This is a genomic window from Cellulomonas sp. FA1, assembly GCF_000986825.1.
Taxonomy (GTDB): domain Bacteria; phylum Actinomycetota; class Actinomycetes; order Actinomycetales; family Cellulomonadaceae; genus Cellulomonas; species Cellulomonas iranensis.
On record NZ_LBMY01000001.1, the window covers coordinates 3904894 to 3922239 of the forward strand.

General features: G+C 76.0%; 13 protein-coding genes. 6 read left to right on the plus strand and 7 right to left on the minus strand.

Annotated elements, in window-relative coordinates; translation table 11 throughout:
- Positions 1-4: 4 nt before the first annotated feature.
- The 3 genes from GY42_RS17595 to GY42_RS17605 all read right to left on the minus strand — a co-directional run bounded on the left by GY42_RS17595 (position 5) and on the right by GY42_RS17605 (position 7702).
- Positions 5-2770, minus strand: a complete 2766-nt coding sequence (locus GY42_RS17595) for an FtsX-like permease family protein (protein WP_046530292.1) — start codon at positions 2768-2770, stop codon at positions 5-7.
- Positions 2767-6090, minus strand: coding sequence for an ABC transporter permease (locus tag GY42_RS17600; RefSeq protein WP_152667372.1), 3324 nt, complete (start codon positions 6088-6090; stop codon positions 2767-2769). The genes GY42_RS17595 and GY42_RS17600 overlap by 4 nt, the downstream gene beginning before the upstream one ends.
- A 178-nt stretch (positions 6091-6268) precedes the next feature.
- The gene (locus GY42_RS17605) at positions 6269-7702 is read right to left on the minus strand and encodes a class II fumarate hydratase (RefSeq protein WP_046530294.1); all 1434 of its coding nucleotides are present in this window, start codon (positions 7700-7702) and stop codon (positions 6269-6271) included.
- Positions 7703-7836: 134 nt separating this feature from the next.
- On the opposite strand from GY42_RS17605, the gene GY42_RS17610 reads away from it, so the two are divergent.
- The 5 genes from GY42_RS17610 to GY42_RS17630 all read left to right on the plus strand — a co-directional run bounded on the left by GY42_RS17610 (position 7837) and on the right by GY42_RS17630 (position 12612).
- Positions 7837-9093, plus strand: a complete 1257-nt coding sequence (locus GY42_RS17610) for an extracellular solute-binding protein (RefSeq protein WP_236686836.1) — start codon at positions 7837-7839, stop codon at positions 9091-9093.
- Entirely contained in the window at positions 9090-10049 is a 960-nt protein-coding gene (locus tag GY42_RS17615) for a carbohydrate ABC transporter permease (protein WP_046530295.1), read from the plus strand. Before GY42_RS17610 ends, GY42_RS17615 begins: the two co-directional genes overlap by 4 nt.
- Positions 10046-10879 (plus strand): carbohydrate ABC transporter permease, encoded by an 834-nt coding sequence (locus tag GY42_RS17620; protein ID WP_046530296.1) that lies wholly within the window; start codon positions 10046-10048, stop codon positions 10877-10879. The genes GY42_RS17615 and GY42_RS17620 overlap by 4 nt, the downstream gene beginning before the upstream one ends.
- Before the next feature lie 22 nt (positions 10880-10901).
- Positions 10902-12218, plus strand: a complete 1317-nt coding sequence (locus GY42_RS17625; protein WP_046530297.1) for an ABC transporter ATP-binding protein — start codon at positions 10902-10904, stop codon at positions 12216-12218.
- 79 nt (positions 12219-12297) lie between these two features.
- Positions 12298-12612, plus strand: a complete 315-nt coding sequence (locus tag GY42_RS17630; RefSeq protein WP_226236679.1) for a DUF2087 domain-containing protein — start codon at positions 12298-12300, stop codon at positions 12610-12612.
- A 133-nt stretch (positions 12613-12745) separates the two neighbouring features.
- Here the strand turns inward: GY42_RS17630 and GY42_RS17635 are convergent, their stop codons facing one another.
- The 4 genes from GY42_RS17635 to xseA all read right to left on the minus strand — a co-directional run bounded on the left by GY42_RS17635 (position 12746) and on the right by xseA (position 16062).
- Positions 12746-13414, minus strand: a complete 669-nt coding sequence (locus GY42_RS17635) for a carbonic anhydrase (protein ID WP_046530298.1) — start codon at positions 13412-13414, stop codon at positions 12746-12748.
- The gene (locus tag GY42_RS17640; protein WP_046530299.1) at positions 13411-14361 is read right to left on the minus strand and encodes a carbohydrate kinase family protein; all 951 of its coding nucleotides are present in this window, start codon (positions 14359-14361) and stop codon (positions 13411-13413) included. The genes GY42_RS17635 and GY42_RS17640 overlap by 4 nt, the downstream gene beginning before the upstream one ends.
- Positions 14358-14630 (minus strand): exodeoxyribonuclease VII small subunit, encoded by a 273-nt coding sequence (locus tag GY42_RS17645; RefSeq protein ID WP_046531220.1) that lies wholly within the window; start codon positions 14628-14630, stop codon positions 14358-14360. The genes GY42_RS17640 and GY42_RS17645 overlap by 4 nt, the downstream gene beginning before the upstream one ends.
- Positions 14631-14808: 178 nt before the next feature.
- Positions 14809-16062 carry an exodeoxyribonuclease VII large subunit gene (gene xseA / locus GY42_RS17650; protein ID WP_046531221.1) on the minus strand — a complete coding sequence of 418 codons (1254 nt, stop codon included), beginning with the start codon at positions 16060-16062 and terminating at the stop codon, positions 14809-14811.
- Between the two features lie 228 nt (positions 16063-16290).
- Between xseA and GY42_RS17655 the strand changes: the two genes are divergently transcribed.
- Positions 16291-17346 (plus strand): 4-hydroxy-3-methylbut-2-enyl diphosphate reductase, encoded by a 1056-nt coding sequence (locus GY42_RS17655; protein WP_046530300.1) that lies wholly within the window; start codon positions 16291-16293, stop codon positions 17344-17346.

A 17346-nucleotide genomic window follows, 5' to 3' on the forward strand; every position in this document is an offset into this window, starting at 1 on the left:
CGGTTCACCGCTCGCCCACCCGCAGCACCTCGCCCAGGCGCTCGCGGCGCCGCAGGCCCTCCTCGATCCCCACCGCGACCAGCGTGGCCGCCGTCAGGACCGCCGCCGCGACCAGCACGGGCCACGCCACCACGGCCACTGTCGCACCCGCGGCCGACCCCGTCAGCCAGGCCAGCCCGAGCGCGTCCGCGACCAGGTGCGGCACGACGAGCCCGATGACCGACCCGCCGACCAGACCGCCGAGCACGAGCGGCGCGAGCTCGCCGAGCGTCGCCCAGCGGGCCGTGCGCGCGTCGAGGCCCAGCGTGCGCAGCGTCGACAGCGTGCGGCCGCGTTCCTGCGACGTCGCGACCACCACGAGCACGAGCGCGAGGACCGCCAGCACGGCGAGCGCCCCGACGGACGCGAGCTGCAGAGCGGTCAGCGCCCGCGTCAGGGTCTCGCCCGACCACGTGCGCCACCACCCCTGCGCGGTCGTGGCCGCGAGCCCGGAGTACACCGGCTCGGCGAGGTCGAGGGCGGCGATCGCCGACTCCGTGCCCGGTCCCGACACCCACGCCCGGTCCGCGGCGGGCACGTCGGTCAGCGCGGCCACCACCGAGCGGTCCACGACGACGAGCCCGTCGTCGCCGTCGGACACGTCGCGCAGCACGTCGCGCGCGTCGACCGGGGGCACGCCGGCGTCCGGCGCGAGGGCGGTCGTCCCGCGCACGTCGAGCTCGACGGAGCCGACGAGCACCGACAGCCGGACGCCGTCGGGGTCGAGGCGCGCGAGCAGGCCGGGGGAGACGAGCGCGGGCACGCGCGCGTCCGTGGCGTCGCCCAGCCCCGCGAGCCCGGCGTCGACGGGCAGGCCGCGCGCCGTCCGGACGGCCGCGAGGTCGGCCGCGTCGACGAGCAGCACGGTCGCCTCGAGCCGCGAGCCCTCGCCGTACGCGCGCTTGGTGGTCTGCGACCCCGTGGCGACGGCGGTGACGCCCGGGGCGGTGCGCAGCGCGTCGAGCGCCGCCTGCCCCTCGGCGCGGTCGAGGCGCCCGTCGAGGCGTCCGTCCGCGCCGACGAGCACGTCGGCGGTCGTGCGCTGCCCGTCGTCGACCGACTGCACGAGCACGCCCGACAGCACCAGGAGCGCGACCGTGACGGTGACCGTGAGCAGCGGCACGAACGCGGTCGCGCCGCCGTGCGCGCGCGCGACGGCGAGCGGGGCGGCGAGCCCGCGCGAGCGCGACGCCAGGCGGCCCGCGGCGCGGACCAGCGCGGGCGCGACCCGCACGACGACGAGCGCCGCGCACGCCGCGAGCAGCACGGGCGCGGCGGCCAGCAGCGGGTCGGCGTCACCGCCGCCGGACGGCACGAGGCCACGGCCCCGGACGGACACGAGCGCGGCGGCGGCGACCGCGAGCGTCGTCAGCTCGGCGACGAGCCGGCGCGCCTGCCCGACCGCGCGCAGGCGTGCGCGCTCGCGGCGGTCCGCCGGGACGCGACGCCCGTTCCACGCCTGGGCGGCGACGCGACCCGCGAGCACGACGGGTGCCGTGACCGCCACGGCCGCGATGCCGAGGGCCACCGTCACGGTGCCGGTCGCGCCCGGCAGCCACCAGGTGACGGCCGCGAACGCCAGCGCGGACGCCACGAGCGTGACCGGCACGGACTCGAGCGCCGCCCGGTACGCCACCGACGCGACGGACGCGCCGCGGGCGCGCTCGGCGGCGAGCGTCGGCCGGCGTCGCGTCGCGAGCAGCCCGCCCGCGAGCACGAGGCACGACGCCGCGGTGGCGGCGATGCCCACGACCACGAGCGCGGCCTGCGCGCGCACCGCCGTCAGGCGCGCGTCGAACGCGTCGAGCACGGCGGGCAGGTTCGTGGCGACCGGCTGCCCGCGCACCCCGAGCGCGACGAGCGCGGCGCTCACCCCGTGCGCCTGCGCGACGCTCAGGCCGTCGGTGCGCAGGAAGGACGTCCCGACCGCGGTCAGCGCACGGTTGGCGCCCACGACCTGGACGTCCTCGCGCAGCTCGAACGGCACGTACAGCGCGACGCGCAGGTCGCCGAGCGCGTTCGGCGGCGTCGGCACGGGTGCGACGACGTCGGGGACGAGCGACCAGTGCCGCGCGGCCGGGTCCGCCACCTCGTACAGCCCCGTGACGCGCGCGATCCGGCCGCTGCTCTCGGTGTCGAGCCGCAGCGTGACGGGCCCGTCCGTGACGTCCACGCCGAGCGCGCGCGCCGCCGGCACCGACAGCCCGGCCTCGACGACGCGGGGCCGGTCCGGCGCGTCCGTCTGCCACTGCTCGTCCGCGGGCACCGCCGACGGCTCGCGGCCCTCGACCCAGCGCACCGTCGGGCGGGACTCCTCGACCCCGTCGAGCATGACGAGGCTCGCGATGACGTCGCCGGACGGGGACCCGACGACGAAGGGCCGCGTCGAGACGACCGTCGTCGGCGGGGCGAGCGTCGGGTGCTCCGACCAGACCTGCTCGACGTGGCCGCGGACGAAGTCGATCGCCTCCGCGGGCTGCTGGCCGACGAGCTGCGTCACGACGGCGGCGGCGTCGGTGCCGGCACGGTCGACCGTGCCCTGCAACGCCTCGTCGGCGGTCCGGGCGACCAGCCGCGGCAGCGCGAGCGCGACCAGCAGCGCGCCGAGCAGCAGCAGCGCGGTGCCCAGCAGCAGCCCGGCGTCGCGTCGTGCGCGGCGGCGGACGACGAGCGGCCCGACGGCGACGACGGCACGCGCGCGCGTCCGGGTGCGGGCGAGCAGGTCGGTCATCGGTCGTCCCCCAGTCGCAGGAGCGCGCCGGACGCGCGGCGCACGCCCGTCGCGACGAGCAGCGCGACCGCGACGCCCGCGGTCGTGACGAGCGCGCCGACGACCGCGCCCTGCACCGGCCACGGCCAGACCAGCAGCGGCCGGGGGACCGGGGCCAGGCCGTCCGGCGACACGGTGAGCAGCGGACCGAGCAGCGCCGCGAGCCCGTAGCCGATGAGCAGCCCGGCGCCCGCGCCGAGCACGACGAGCGTGAGGTTCTCCGCGAGGACGCCGCGCACGGCCGCGCCGCGCGAGAGCCCGAGGGCCTGCAGGCGGGCCAGCTCGAGACGCCGCGACCGCACCGTCGCGGTCGCGGCCGCGCCCATGCCGACGAGGACGAGCAGCCCGGCGGTGCCCACGACCAGGGTCAGCGCGGCGGGCACGGCCGCGCGCAGCGGACCCTCGAGCGCGTGCACGCGCGCGGCTCCGCGCGTGACGACCGTGGCGTCGACCTCCTGGCGCAGCGCCGCCGCGGCGGCCTCCACGTCGGGGCCCGTCCCCGTGCCCCACCACGCGTCGACCAGCGGGTCGCGCATGCCGGACTCGGTCGCGGCGCGCTGGAGCGCCTCGCGGTCGACCATCACCGCCGCACCGCGCGGTGCACCGGGCAGGTAGGGCACGACGGCCTCGACGCGCAGCTGGACGGGCGGCGAGCCGACCCGCAGCGGCAGCACGTCGCCCGGCTGCACGTCGCCCTGCCGGGCCGCGTCCGCCGTGAGCACGGCCGGCACGACGCCCTGCGTCGGCCACGCCGTCGCCGTCAGGCGCACGGGACCCTGCGTCGCGTCGGTGAGGCCGAGCCGGGCGTCGAGGTGCAGCGCGTCGCCGCCCTGGGCGGCGCCGGACGGCGCGTTCGCCTCCTGGCCGGTCCGGGCCGTCAGCAGGGTGCCGCCGATCGTGGCCACCGAGCCCGCGCGCCCCGCGGGGGCCAGGGGCAGGGCGGTCTGCGTGCCCGTGTCGTCGTCGTGGGCGAGGGCGCCGCTCACCGACAGGCCGAGGTCGCCCGTCGTGCCGGCCGCGGACCCCGGGGTCATCTCGGGTGGCAGGTCCTCGAGGGTCATGAGCGCCTGCACCGCGACGAGCCGTCGCGGCTCGACGCCCGGCGGCACCGTGACCTCGAGCGGCGTGGGCGTGTCCAGCCGCACGTCGCCGCCGCCGAGGCCGTCCCGGGCCGACGCCCACGTGCGCACGCCGCGGGCGTCCTCGACCGCGACGGCGAGCGTCGTCGTGCCGGGCGCCGACGGGACCGTGCCGGCGACGGCGTCCAGGCTCAGCCGGTCGGTCCCCTCGGGCAGCGGCACGCCGACGAGCGTGCCCGCGTCGAGCGGTTCGCGGACGCCGCGCTCGGGCAGCGTCGCGAGCAGCTCCGACCAGGGGGTGGCGGTCCGGCCCCGCAGGTCCTGCGGCGCCGCGGTGTCGACCCCGAGGAGCTGCACGGTCGTCAGCGCCCCGGACGACCCGTCCGTGTAGCCGAGGCGCACCGACCGGTCCACGACGGGTCGCACGTCGACGCGCGGCGCCGCCGCGAGCGCGTCGGTCACGGCCCGCGACGAGTCACCGGGCTCGCCGCCGAGCCCCGTCACGCGCAGGTCGGCGCCGGTCGCGAGGTCGACCTGCTCGAGCTGCGACAGCCGCCACGTCGCCTGGAACGACTGCCCGAAGGTCGCCGTCGCCACGGCGAGCACGATCACGAGGCACGTGCCGGCCGCCGCCTCGGGGCGGCGCGCGACCTGCCAGGCCGCCATCGGGCCGACGAACGAGCGCGTGCGCCGCGCGAGCGCGTCACCCAGGCGCCCCAGCGGACCGACCAGGCGCAGCGCGATCACGGCCGCCCCGAGCGTGACGACCGCGGGCCCGGCGACCAGCACGGGGTCGAGGCGCGCACCGCCGCCGCCGGTGACGAGCGGTGCGCCGTAGGTGACGAGCTGCGCGAGCGCCAGGCCCGCGAGCACGACGAGCGCGACGTCGGCGCCCGCGCGGGCCAGGCTCGCGTGCGGTGCGCGCGACGTGGACCCCGCGGTGTGCCACGCGGGCACGACGAGGGCGACGGCCAGCGCGACCGCCACGACGCCCGTGGCGAGCAGCACGGGTCCGGGCGGGGCGTCGGGGACCACGTAGCCCGCGCGCGCCAGCGGCCCGGACGCGGTGAGCCGCCCGAGCGCGAGCAGCGCGGCCCACGGCGCGACCAGCCAGGTGAGAGCCGCGACGACCGCGGCCTCGAGCACCGCGAGCGAGCGCAGCTGCCGCGCGGACCCGCCGCGCGCGGCCAGGAGCTCGCCCTCGCTCGCCCGGCGCTCGGCGAGGAGCCGTGCCGAGAGCAGCATGACGGTCGTGGCGAGCACGGTCAGCAGGAGCCCGACGACGAGCACGCCGATGCGCGTCACCGCGAGCTCGCGCCACGCGGCGTCGACGGTCGTCGCGACGGGCGCGCTGACGGTGCCGGAGGTGCCCGCGCCCAGCCCCTGCGCGAGGGCGACCTGGGCGTCGTCCAGCGCGGTCCGCAGGTGCGCGACCGCGCCGCGCGGCGCGCCGCCGAGCCGCGGCGTCAGCACGACGTGCGCGGTCTCGACCTGGTTCTCGCCCGCGAGCGCGTCGGGCGCGACCAGGAACGGGCCCCACGCGTCCGTCGTCGACACGCCCAACGCCCCCGGTGCGGGGTACGCGGGGTCGTGCCCGGCGCCGCCGAGCGGGTCGCGGCTCCAGGTGCGGGGCGGGCCGACGAGCTCGTGCGTGCCCACGACGACCCACGCGACGTCGTCCCTGCCCCGCCGCGCGGAGACGACCGAGCCGACGTCCCACCCGTGCGCGGCCGCGGCCACCTCGGGGACGTTGACCTCGACGCGGCCCTGGTCGTCCGTGGCCCGCTCGGGCCACGTGCCGCGCACGAGCCGCGCGGTGTCGTCCGTCCGTGGGTACGACGCGAGGTAGGCGACCGCGGACAGGCCCGTGCGCTCGGGCTCCACCAACCGGTGCGGCACGCCCTCGAGCCACTCGGTGCGGGTGGCGGGCACGTCGCCGACGACCTCGTCGAGCACGCGGTCGGCGGTCGCGACGGCCGGCGCGGCGTCCGCCCCACCGACCCTCAGCAGCACGTCGATCTGCACGTCGGCGGCCGGGGCCCGGTCGAGCGCCTCGTCGACCGCGCCGTTCGCGGTGAGGTCGAGCAGCAGGGCGAGGGTCGCGAGCAGGGACGTCGCGACGACCGCGACGAGCGTCACGGTGGCGACCACCGAGGCCTGGTCGCGCAGACGTCCGAGCAGCACGCGGGACCGCCAGGCCACGTGGTTCCCCTTCCGTGGGCGGCACCGTCGCGCACCCGTCGCGGTGATGCTAGGGGACCCCGGGCTGCGGGCGTGGTCGCGCTGCCACCACGGTTGTGCGGGTCGGTGCGCGACGACCCGGTCGGGTGGCCGGTGCGGGCGTCCGGGTGACGGCCCGGACGCCCGCACCGCGGGCGGCTCAGCCCTGCGGCGGACGCGTCATCGCGAGCACGTCGAGCGCGGTGTCGAGCTGCTCGAGCGTGAGCTCGCCGCGCTCGACGAACCCGAGGTCGAGCGTCGCCTGGCGGATCGTGACGCCCGCCTTCACGGCGTGCTTGGCGATCTTCGCGGCGTTCTCGTACCCGATGACGCGGTTGAGCGGCGTGACGATCGACGGCGACGACTCCGCGAGCGCGCGGGCGCGCTCGACGTTCGGCGTGGTCCCGGCGACCGTGCGGTCGGCGAGCACGCGCGCGCCGTTCGCCAGCAGGCGGATCGACTCGAGCACGGCTGACGCGATGACGGGGATCTGCACGTTGAGCTCGAACGAGCCCGACGCGCCCGCCCACGCGACGGTCGCGTCGTTGCCGACGACGCGCGAGCACACCATGAGCACGGCCTCGGGCACGACCGGGTTCACCTTGCCGGGCATGATCGACGACCCGGGCTGCAGGTCGGGCAGCGCGATCTCGCCGAGCCCCGTGTTCGGGCCCGAGCCCATCCAGCGCAGGTCGTTGCAGATCTTCGTGAGGCTCACGGCGATCGTGCGCAGCGCGCCCGACAGCTCCACGAGCCCGTCGCGCGAGGACTGCGCCTCGAAGTGGTCGCGCGCCTCGGTGAGCGGCAGGCCCGTGTCCTCCACGAGCAGCGCGATGACGCGCTGCGGGAACCCGGCCGGCGTGTTGATGCCCGTGCCGACGGCGGTGCCGCCCAGCGGCACCTCGGCCGCGCGGGGGAGCGCCGCCTGCAGCCGCTCGACGCCGTACCGCACGGCCGCGGCGTACCCGCCGAACTCCTGCCCGAGCGTCACGGGGGTCGCGTCCATGAGGTGCGTGCGCCCCGACTTCACGACCTGCGCCCACGCGGTCGCCTTCTCCTCCAGGGCCCCCGCGAGGTGCTCGAGCGCCGGCACGAGGTCGCGCACGACGCCCGCGGTCGCGGCCACGTGCACCGACGTCGGGAACACGTCGTTCGACGACTGCGACGCGTTCACGTGGTCGTTGGGGTGCACGTCGCGCCCCAGCAGGCGCGTCGCGAGCGTCGCGAGCACCTCGTTGGTGTTCATGTTCGAGCTCGTGCCCGAGCCCGTCTGGTAGACGTCGACGGGGAAGTGCGCGTCGTGCACGCCCGTCGCGACCTCGTCGGCCGCCGCGACGATCGCGTCGGCGACGTCCTGCGGCAGCACGCCGAGCTCGGCGTTGGCGCGCGCCGCGGCCTTCTTCACGCGCGCGAGCGCCTCGACGTGCCCGCGCTCGAGCGTGCTGCCCGAGATCGGGAAGTTCTCGACCGCGCGCTGCGTCTGCGCGCGGTACAGCGCGTGCGCGGGGACGCGCACCTCGCCCATGGTGTCGTGCTCGACGCGGTAGGCCTGCTCGCCCGCGGCCGCGCCGTCGGGACCGGTGGTGGAAGTCATGGACCCATCCTTCCACCGCTCCGGTGGCGGGAGCCCGCAGGTCGTAGTCGGATGTGGGCACACCCCTTCCCGACGACGTGAGAGGCCAGGCGCCCGTGCGACACCTGAGGCGACGACCCGCGGCTCTCCTCGCCGTGGCGCTCGCGGCCCCGCTCGCCGCCTGCTCCGCCGCCGAGGCCGGACCCCCCGAGCTGCTCTGGTACATCAACCCCGACTCGGGCGGTCAGGAGCGCATCGCGCAGCAGTGCACGCAGGAGTCCGGGGGCGCCTACCGCCTCAGCACCGTGCTGCTGCCGCGCGACGCGCCGAGCCAGCGCGAGCAGCTCGTGCGCCGCCTCGCGGCCAACGACACGTCGATCGACCTCATGAGCATCGACCCGCCGTACATCCCCGAGTTCGCCAACGCCGACTTCCTGGCACCCGTGCCCGACGACGTCGCGCAGGCCGTCACGCAGGACGTCGCCGAGGGCGCCGTCGCGGGCGCGACCTACGACGACGAGCTCGTGACCGTGCCCTTCTGGGCGAACACGCAGCTGCTCTGGTACCGCAAGTCGGTCGCCGAGGCCGCCGGTCTCGACATGACGCAGCCCGTGACGTGGGAGCAGGTCGTGCAGGCGGCGGCCGACCAGGACCGCACGGTCGCCGTGCAGGGCGTGCGCGCCGAGTCCCTCACGGTGTGGATCAACGCGCTCGTGGAGTCCGCCGGCGGGCACGTCCTGGAGAACCCCGAGGCGACGGACCCGCAGGACGTGCGCCCGTCCCTCGACTCCGACGCGGGTCGCACGGCGGCCGAGATCATCCGCGGGCTGGCCGACGCCGGCGTCGGCGGACCGCAGCTGTCCAACGCGACCGAGGACATCGACGCGTCGATGTTCGAGGGCGACACCGCGGGCTTCATGGTGAACTGGCCGTTCGTCTGGCAGCGCGCCAAGTCGGCCGTCGAGGCCGGCACGCTCGACCAGTCGGTCGTCGACGACTTCGGCTGGGCGGTGTACCCGCAGGCCGTCGAGGGCGAGCAGGCCCGGCCCCCGTACGGCGGGATCAACCTCGGCGTCGGCGCGTTCAGCGAGCACGTCGACCTCGCGTTCGAGGCCGCGCGGTGCATCGTCGCGCCCGAGAAGCAGGCCGAGTACTTCCTGTCCGACGGCAACCCGCCGTCGTCGCTCACGGCCTTCGACGACCCCGAGGTCCGCGAGACGTTCCCCATGGCGGACGTCATCCGCGAGTCGCTGCAGAACGCGGCGCCGCGGCCCCAGACGCCGTTCTACAACGAGGTGTCGTCGAGCCTGCAGCGCACGTGGCACCCGCCGCGCGCGGTGTCGCCCGACACGAGCCCGCAGCGCGCCGACGAGCTGATCACGGCCGTGCTGCAGGGGGAGGCGCTGCTGTGAGCACCACGACCACCGGCGCGGGCGCCGTGCGCTCCGCGCAGCAGCCGCGGCGCAGGCCGCAGCGCTCCGACCGTGCCCGGCAGGAGGCGCGGCTCGGGCTGCTGCTGTCCGCGCCCGCGATCCTCGTGCTCGTCGCCGTCGTCGGCTACCCGATCCTGCAGGCCGTGTGGGACTCGCTGTTCAGCTACAAGCTCACCAACCCCGACGCGCGGCACTTCGTCGGGCTCGGCAACTTCACGCTCATCCTGGGCGACCCGATCTGGTGGCAGGCCCTCGGCGTGACGGTGCTGATCACGGTCGTGACCGTCGCGGTCGAGCTCGTGCTGGGGTTCGGCCTCGCGCTCGTCATGAACAACGCGCTGCAGCGGCTGCGGCCCGCGCTGCGCACCGCGATCCTCATCCCGTACGCTATCATCACGGTCGTCTCGGCGTTCGCGTTCCGGTTCATGTTCGACCTCACCAGCGGGTTCATGAACAGCTGGCTGCCGTTCGTGCCGGCCGACACCGACTGGTTCGCGTCGTTCGGCAGCGCCGTGACGGTCATCGCGCTGTCGGAGATCTGGAAGACCACGCCGTTCATCTCGCTGCTGCTGCTGTCGGGCCTCGCGCAGGTGCCGGGCGAGCTGCAGGAGGCCGCGAAGGTCGACGGCGCGACCGCGTGGCAGCGCATGCGGCGCGTGACGATCCCGAACATGAAGGCCGCGATCATGGTCGCGCTGCTGTTCCGCACGCTCGACGCGTTCCGCATCTTCGACAACATCTTCATCATGACGAACGGTGCCGCGGGCACCGAGTCGGTCGCGTTCCTCGCGTACCGGCAGACCATCCAGCGCCTCGAGATCGGCATCGGCTCGGCGGTGTCCGTGCTGCTGACGATCGCCGTCGCGCTCATCGCCCTGATGTTCGTCAAGGGCTTCAAGGTCAACCTGGCGGCGTCGACGAGGGCGGGACGATGAACGCGCGCGGCAAGCTGTGGTGGTGGGTCGGCGGCCTGGCGATCGTCCTGTACTGCCTGTTCCCGGTGGCGTGGATCGTGTCGTTGTCGCTCAAGGCGCCGTCCGACCTCGACAACGGCTCGTTTCTGCCGTCGTCCGTGACGTGGCAGAACTACCAGCTGATCCTCACGGGCTCGGCGTCGGACCTGTTCCTGCCGGCGCTGCGCAACTCGGTGGGGATCTGCCTCATCGCCACGGCGATCGCGGTCGTGCTCGCGTCGCTGTGCGCCTACGCGGTCGCGCGGCTCGACTTCCCCGGCAAGGCGTTCGTGCTGGGCCTGTCGCTCGCGGTGTCGATGTTCCCGGTGATCTCGATCGTCACGCCGCTGTTCAACATCTGGCGCTCGATCGGGCTGTACGACACGTGGGCCGGCCTCGTGATCCCGTACCTGTCCATCACGCTGCCGCTGTCGATCTGGACCCTGACGGCGTTCTTCCGCGAGATCCCGTGGGAGATGGAGCAGGCCGCGCAGGTCGACGGCGCGACCACCGCGCAGGCGTTCCGCAAGGTCATCGTGCCGCTCGCCGGCCCGGGCGTGGCCACCACCGCGATCATCGCGTTCTTCCTCGCGTGGAACGACTTCGTGTACGGCATCTCGCTCACGTCGACCGAGGCCGCGCGGCCCGTGCCCGCCGCGCTCGCGTTCTTCACGGGCGCCTCGCAGTTCGAGGAGCCCACCGGCGCCATCTCGGCCGCCGCCGTCATCGTCACCATCCCCGTCGTGGTCCTGGTGCTGCTGTTCCAGCGCCAGATCGTCGCCGGGCTCACCCAGGGCGCCGTCAAGGGCTGACCCGGACCGAGGGAGGTTCGCCATGGCCGCGATCACGCTGAGCCACGTCGTGAAGAAGTACGGCGACGGCTACCCGGCCGTGAACGACGTCAGCCTGGACGTCGACGACGGCGAGTTCGTCATCCTCGTCGGGCCGTCGGGCTGCGGGAAGTCGACGCTGCTGCGCATGGTCGTCGGGCTCGAGGACATCACCGACGGCGAGATCGCGATCGACGGCGACGTCGTCAACGACAAGGCGCCGCGCGACCGCAAGCTCGCGATGGTGTTCCAGAACTACGCGCTGTACCCGCACCTCAGCGTGTTCGAGAACATCGCGTTCCCGCTGCGCCTCGAGAAGGGCAAGTTCTCGGACGAGGAGATCCGCGAGCGCGTCGAGCGGGCCGCGGACACCCTCGAGCTGCGCGAGCACCTCGACCGCAAGCCCGCGAACCTGTCGGGCGGGCAGCGGCAGCGCGTCGCGATGGGACGCGCGATCGTGCGCGACGCGCGCGCGTTCCTGTTCGACGAGCCGTTGTCGAACCTCGACGCCAAGCTGCGCGGGCAGATGCGCACCGAGATCGCGCGCATGCAGCGCCGGCTCGGCACCACGACGCTCTACGTGACGCACGACCAGACGGAGGCCATGACGCTGGGCGACCGGGTCGCGGTGCTCAAGAAGGGCGTGCTCCAGCAGGCCGCGAGCCCGCGCGCGCTCTACGAGCAGCCCGTCAACCTGTTCGTCGCCGGGTTCATCGGCTCGCCGCCCATGAACTTCCTGCCCGGCGAGGTCGACGGCGACACGCTGCGGCTGCCGCTGGCCGACGTGCCGCTCGCACCCGCGCTGCGCGAGCGCATCGGGGACCGCTCGCTCGTGATCGTCGGCCTGCGGCCCGAGCACCTCGAGGACGCGGACACGTTCGACGAGGGCGGCCGCGAGGGTGGCGTGACGTTCGAGGCGGACGTCGACGTCGTCGAGTGGCTGGGCGCCGAGCTGTACGCGTACGTGCCGTTCGAGACGCACGCGGACGTCGCGCAGACGCTCGAGGAGCTCGACCGCGACCTCGACGGCGAGGGCATGCGCACGCAGCTCGTCGCGTCACTCGGCGCCGAGTCGCACGTGCGCGACGGCGACGTCGCCGAGCTGTGGTTCGACCCCGCGCGGCTCATGGTCTTCGACCCCGAGACGGGTGAGAACCTCACGTACGACGAGGAGGCGGCGCGCCGGGCCGACGAGGAGAGCGTCGAGGAGCGGCGCCGCGCGACCGAGCGCGCGCAGCGCCGTGCCGCGCGCGCCGAGGAGCGCGCGTCGGCGACGGGCGGCCGCGCGTCGACGGGTGGCGGGCGGCACACCGCGGCCTGAGGCGCAGGCGGCCGAAGCGCAGGGGAGCCGGACGGGAAAGGGCTCGGCCGCCGTGCCCGCGCGCGGCAGCATGGCGGGCATGGACGCCACCACGACCCCGCCGTGCGAGGCCGCACGGTTCCTCGTGCGCGGACGCTGGGTGACGACGCCGCGACGCTCCCGCGACCGCGACGCGCTGCTCGAGCACGTCGCGGCGCTGCTCGTCGCACCCGGTGAGGAGGTCGACGAGCGCACGCTGACCGAGCGCATCGCGACGCTCGCCGACGATCCCGTGCGGGTGCGGCGCGACCTCGTCGAGGCCGGGCTGGTCGGCCGTCGGCAGGACGGGTCGCGGTACTGGCGCGAGCGCGTGACGCCGCACGACGACGAGCCGGACGCCCGGGCCGCGGGCTGACACGCGCGCGCAGACGCCCACCGGCGGACGGGCGCGTCGGGGTGGGCCGCGAACGACGTGCCACGCCGGCGAGGGACCACGCCGGTGACGTGCGGGACGCCGGCGTGGGCTCCTCGCGTCGTCGCCCGGGACGTCAGGCCGGCGCGCCCGCCGGCACGACGCCCGGTCCCGCACCGATGTCGCCGATGACCTGCGCGACCTGGGCGCGCCCGTCGGCGAGCGTGTACTCGACCGCGACGATCGCGGTGCGGCCCGCGGCGACCGACTCGGCGAGCGACACCGAGTAGCCGTGCAGCTGACGCGACGTGTGCAGCACGTGCTCGTGGCCCAGGGTCGCGGCGTCGAACGAGTCGAGCGGCCGGCCCGACGCGGTGAGCCCGACGATCGAGGGGATCACGCGGTCGACGACGGCCTGCACGAACCCGGGCGGCACGTTGCCGTGCGTGATCGCGTCCGTCGCGGCGGCGACGGCGCCGCACGAGTCGTGCGCGAGGACCACGACGAGCGGCGCGCCCAGCACCTCGACGCCGTACTCGATGGACCCGATGACGGTCGTGTCGAGCACGTGCCCGGCGGTGCGCACGACGAACAGGTCGCCGAGGCCCTGGTCGAAGATGATCTCGGCCGCGACGCGGCTGTCGGAGCAGCCGAAGACCACCGCGAACGGGTGCTGCTCGACGCTCACCTCGGTGCGGCGGGCGATGCCCTGCGACGGGTGCGCCATGCGGTCCTCGACGAACCGCAGGTTGCCGTCGGCCAGCGCGGCCCAGGCCTGCGCGGGAGTGGTCGGCGTCGTGCTCATGCGGGGGCTCCCTCGGTGTCGAGCTCGGCGGTCGTCGGCGGGTTGGCGCCCGCGCGCGAGACCGTGATGGCGGCGATGCGCGCGCAGCGGGCGAGCACCTGCTCGACCGTGCCCGCGTCGACGTCGTGCAGCGCGGCGCGGCGGTCGGCGCCGAGCAGGCCGGCGGACCACAGGCCGTCGACCAGGCCACCCATGAACGAGTCGCCCGCGCCGACCGTGTCGGCGACCGTCACGCGCGGCGCCGGGACCGTGAGGCGCGCACCGGCGGCGGTGCTCGCGAACGCGCCCTCGCCGCCGTGCGTGACGACCACGAGCGCCGGGCCCGAGCGGCTCCACTCCTCGGCGACCTCGGCCGGCGCGACGCCGGGCAGCAGCCACGCGAGGTCCTCGTCGCTGACCTTGACCACGTCGGACGCGCTCACGAGCCGCTCGACGACGGGCCGCACGTCGGCCGGGTCGCCCATGAGCGCGGGGCGCAGGTTGGGGTCGTAGGTGATCGTCGACGTCGCGCGGCGGCTCTCCAGCAGGTCGGCGACCTTGGGACCGCCGGGCGTGAGCACGGCCGCGATCGACCCGGTGTGCACGACGAGCGCGTCGCCCTCGCCCTCGTCCCACGTCGCGGGCAGGTCCCACTCGAGGTCGAAGTCGTACGTCGCGACGCCCGCGGCGTCGAGGTGCGCGGTCGCGACGGGGGTCCGGGCGGGCGCGCGGTCACCGGTCAGCACGTGCACGCCCGAGGCCGCGAGGTGCCGGCGCACGAGGTCGCCGTGCGCGTCGTCGGCCAGCCACGTGAGCAGCTCGGCGCGCCGGCCGAGCCTCGCGAGGCCGATCGCCACGTTGGCCGGGCTGCCGCCCGGGAACTCCTCGCGCGTGCCGTCGGGCCGGCGGACCGCGTCCACCAGCGCCTCGCCGATCACGAGCGCACGGCCCTGCGTGCTGCCGCTCACCGGTCCTCCTCGTCGTCCTCGCCCGGGGCGTGCGCCGTCCGGGCGTCGTCGTCCTGCAGGTCCTGCGTGCCCGGGCGGCCGCCGCGGGCGGCGGTGAGCCGCTCGCGCGCGCCGTCGAGCCACTCCTGGCAGCGCGCCGCGAGCGCCTCGCCCCGCTCCCACAGCGCGAGCGACTCCTCGAGCGTGCCCGCGCCCGACTCGAGGCGGCCGACGATCGAGGCGAGCTCGTCGCGGGCCTGCTCGTAGCCGAGCGTCGCGGGGTCGGGCAGGCGGGAGCCGGTGCCGGCCGCCCCGTCCGCCGGACCGTCGGGTGCGGTCGTCTCTCGTCGTGCCACGCGCACAGTCAACCAGTCGTCACCGACGGCGCACGCGCGGGCCCGCGCCGCGGACGGCACCGTGCGTCCTCGCACGCGCCGTGGGCACGGCGCGCCCGTCGGGCGGGGAGGCTCACGCGTCGACGACGTCCGCCGCGAGCTCGCCCGCCGCGACCCGCACCCGCAGGCGGTCCCCGGTCGCGACCTCGGCGGGATCGCGCACCACGGCGCCGTCGGCGCGCTGCACGACCGCGTACCCGCGCTCGAGCGTCGCGGCGGGGGACAGCGCACGCACCTGCCCCGCGAGCCGGGCGGTCGCGGTCGCGGCGTGCGCGAGCGCGGCGTCGAGCACCGCGCGACCGCGCGCGGTCTGGTCGCGCAGCGCGCGCTCGTGCGGGTCGACGAGCGTCTCGGGCCGCGCCATGACGGGTCGCGTGCGCCAGTGGTCGAGCGCCGCCTGCTCGCGCGCGAGGCGGTGGGTGAGCGCGGCGCGCGTGCGGGTGCGCGCCTGCGCGATCCGCGCGCGCTCCTCGGTGACGTCGGGCACGACGCGCTTGGCGGCGTCGGTGGGCGTCGACGCCCGCAGGTCCGCGACGAGGTCGAGCAGCGGTGCGTCCATGTGGTGCCCGATCGCGCTGACCAGCGGCGTGCGGCACGCGGCCGCGGCGCGCACGAGGGTCTCGTTGCTGAACGGCAGCAGGTCCTCGAACGACCCGCCGCCGCGCGCGACCACGACGACCTCGACCCGCGGGTCGGCGTCGAGCTCGGCGATCGCCGCGGTCACGGACGGCACCGCCTCGGCGCCCTGCACCGTGACGCGCCGGATCTCGAACTGCACGCCGGGCCAGCGGGCCCGCGCGTTCGAGACGACGTCGTGCTCGGCGTCGCCCTGCTGCGCGCACACCAGCCCGACCACGGCGGGCAGGAACGGCAGCGGGCGCTTGCGCGACTCGTCGAACAGGCCCTCGGCCGCGAGCACGCCCTTGAGGTGCTCGATGCGCGCGAGCAGCTCGCCCAGCCCCACGAGCCGCACGCGGTCCGCGGAGAACCCGAGCGCGCCCTTCTTCACCTGGTACTGCGGCCGCGCGTGCACCACGACGTGCGCGCCGTCGGCGAACCGGTCGCCCAGGCTCATCGCCGCGACCGCGGGCAGCGTGACCGACAGCGACATGTCGAGGTCGGTGTCGCGCAGCGTGAGGAACAGCAGCGAGTTCCAGCGCCGCACGTTGAGCACCTGGCCCTCGACCCACACGGGCGGCATGCGCGCGACGTAGTCCGCGACCTTCGGCGCGAGGTGCCGCACGGGCCACGGACGCTCGGGCGTCGTTTCCGCGGCCTTGAGCGGCAGCGGCAGCGGGGCCGCGGGGGCGGGGGAGTCGTCGGGCACGGGACCAGCCTGCCGCACCCGTGCGACACGGGTCGGGACGGGCGTGGTCGCGGCACCCGTGCCAGTCCCGTGCGGACCGGTGCGCGCGGCCTCGGTCGTGGCCGCGGCCGGCGGCGACCGGCCGGTCACGCGGACGTCCCGTCGCAGGGTCGTGGAGGTCGCGTGAGCGTGGTGGCCGTCACCCGTCCCGCCGGGGGCGCCGCGGGGCGTCCCACCTAGACTGAGGGCGTGAACCCTGCTGCCTCCGGTCCCGACGCGGCCGCCGCGCCCGCCGCGCCCCGCAAGCGCGTGCTGCTGGCGGCCCCCCGCGGGTACTGCGCGGGCGTCGACCGCGCGGTCGTCGCGGTCGAGAAGGCCCTCGAGCACTACGGCGCCCCGGTGTACGTCCGCAAGGAGATCGTGCACAACCGGCACGTCGTCGACACGCTGGCCGCGCGCGGCGCGGTGTTCGTCGACGAGACCGACGCGGTCCCCGAGGGTGCGCGTGTCGTGTTCTCGGCGCACGGGGTGTCGCCCGCGGTCAAGGAGGCCGCCGCGGCGCGCAACCTGCAGACCATCGACGCGACGTGCCCGCTGGTCACCAAGGTCCACAAGGAGGCCGTGCGGTTCGCCGCCGACGACTTCGACATCCTGCTCATCGGGCACGACGGCCACGAGGAGGTCGAGGGCACGCAGGGGCACGCCCCCGAGCACATCCAGGTCGTCAACTCGCCGGCCGACGCGGACCACGTCGTGGTCCGCGACCCCGAGCGGGTCATGTGGATCTCGCAGACCACGCTGTCGGTGGACGAGACGATGGAGACGGTCCGCCGCCTGCGTGAGCGGTTCCCGCACCTGCAGGACCCGCCGAGCGACGACATCTGCTACGCGACGCAGAACCGCCAGGTCGCGGTGAAGAAGCTCGCGCCGTCGTGCGACGTGGTCATCACGGTCGGGTCCGCCAACTCGTCGAACTCGGTGCGCCTCGTCGAGGTCGCCCTCGACGCGGGTGCGCGTGCGTCGTACCGCGTCGACAAGGCCGCCGAGATCGACCCGGCGTGGCTCGAGGGCGCGACCACGGTCGGCGTCACCTCGGGGGCGTCCGTCCCGGAGATCCTGGTGTCCGACGTCCTCGCGCTGCTCGCCGAGCACGGCTTCGGCGAGGTCGAGGAGGTGCGCACCGCGACCGAGGACCTCATGTTCTCGCTGCCGCGCGAGCTGCGCGCCGACCTTAAGGCCGCCGGTGCGCCGACCGGCCGCCCGCGGCCCGAGGGTCGTCGCTCGCTGAGCGTCCAGCCGGTCTGA

Coding starts and splice junctions, on each gene's coding strand:
- GY42_RS17595 (WP_046530292.1), bottom strand. CDS start 2,770: ATGACCGACCTGCTCGCCCGCACCCGGACGCGCGCGCGTGCCGTCGTC.
- GY42_RS17605 (WP_046530294.1), bottom strand. CDS start 7,702: ATGACTTCCACCACCGGTCCCGACGGCGCGGCCGCGGGCGAGCAGGCC.
- GY42_RS17620 (WP_046530296.1), top strand. CDS start 10,046: ATGAACGCGCGCGGCAAGCTGTGGTGGTGGGTCGGCGGCCTGGCGATC.
- GY42_RS17625 (WP_046530297.1), top strand. CDS start 10,902: ATGGCCGCGATCACGCTGAGCCACGTCGTGAAGAAGTACGGCGACGGC.
- GY42_RS17630 (WP_226236679.1), top strand. CDS start 12,298: ATGGACGCCACCACGACCCCGCCGTGCGAGGCCGCACGGTTCCTCGTG.
- GY42_RS17635 (WP_046530298.1), bottom strand. CDS start 13,414: ATGAGCACGACGCCGACCACTCCCGCGCAGGCCTGGGCCGCGCTGGCC.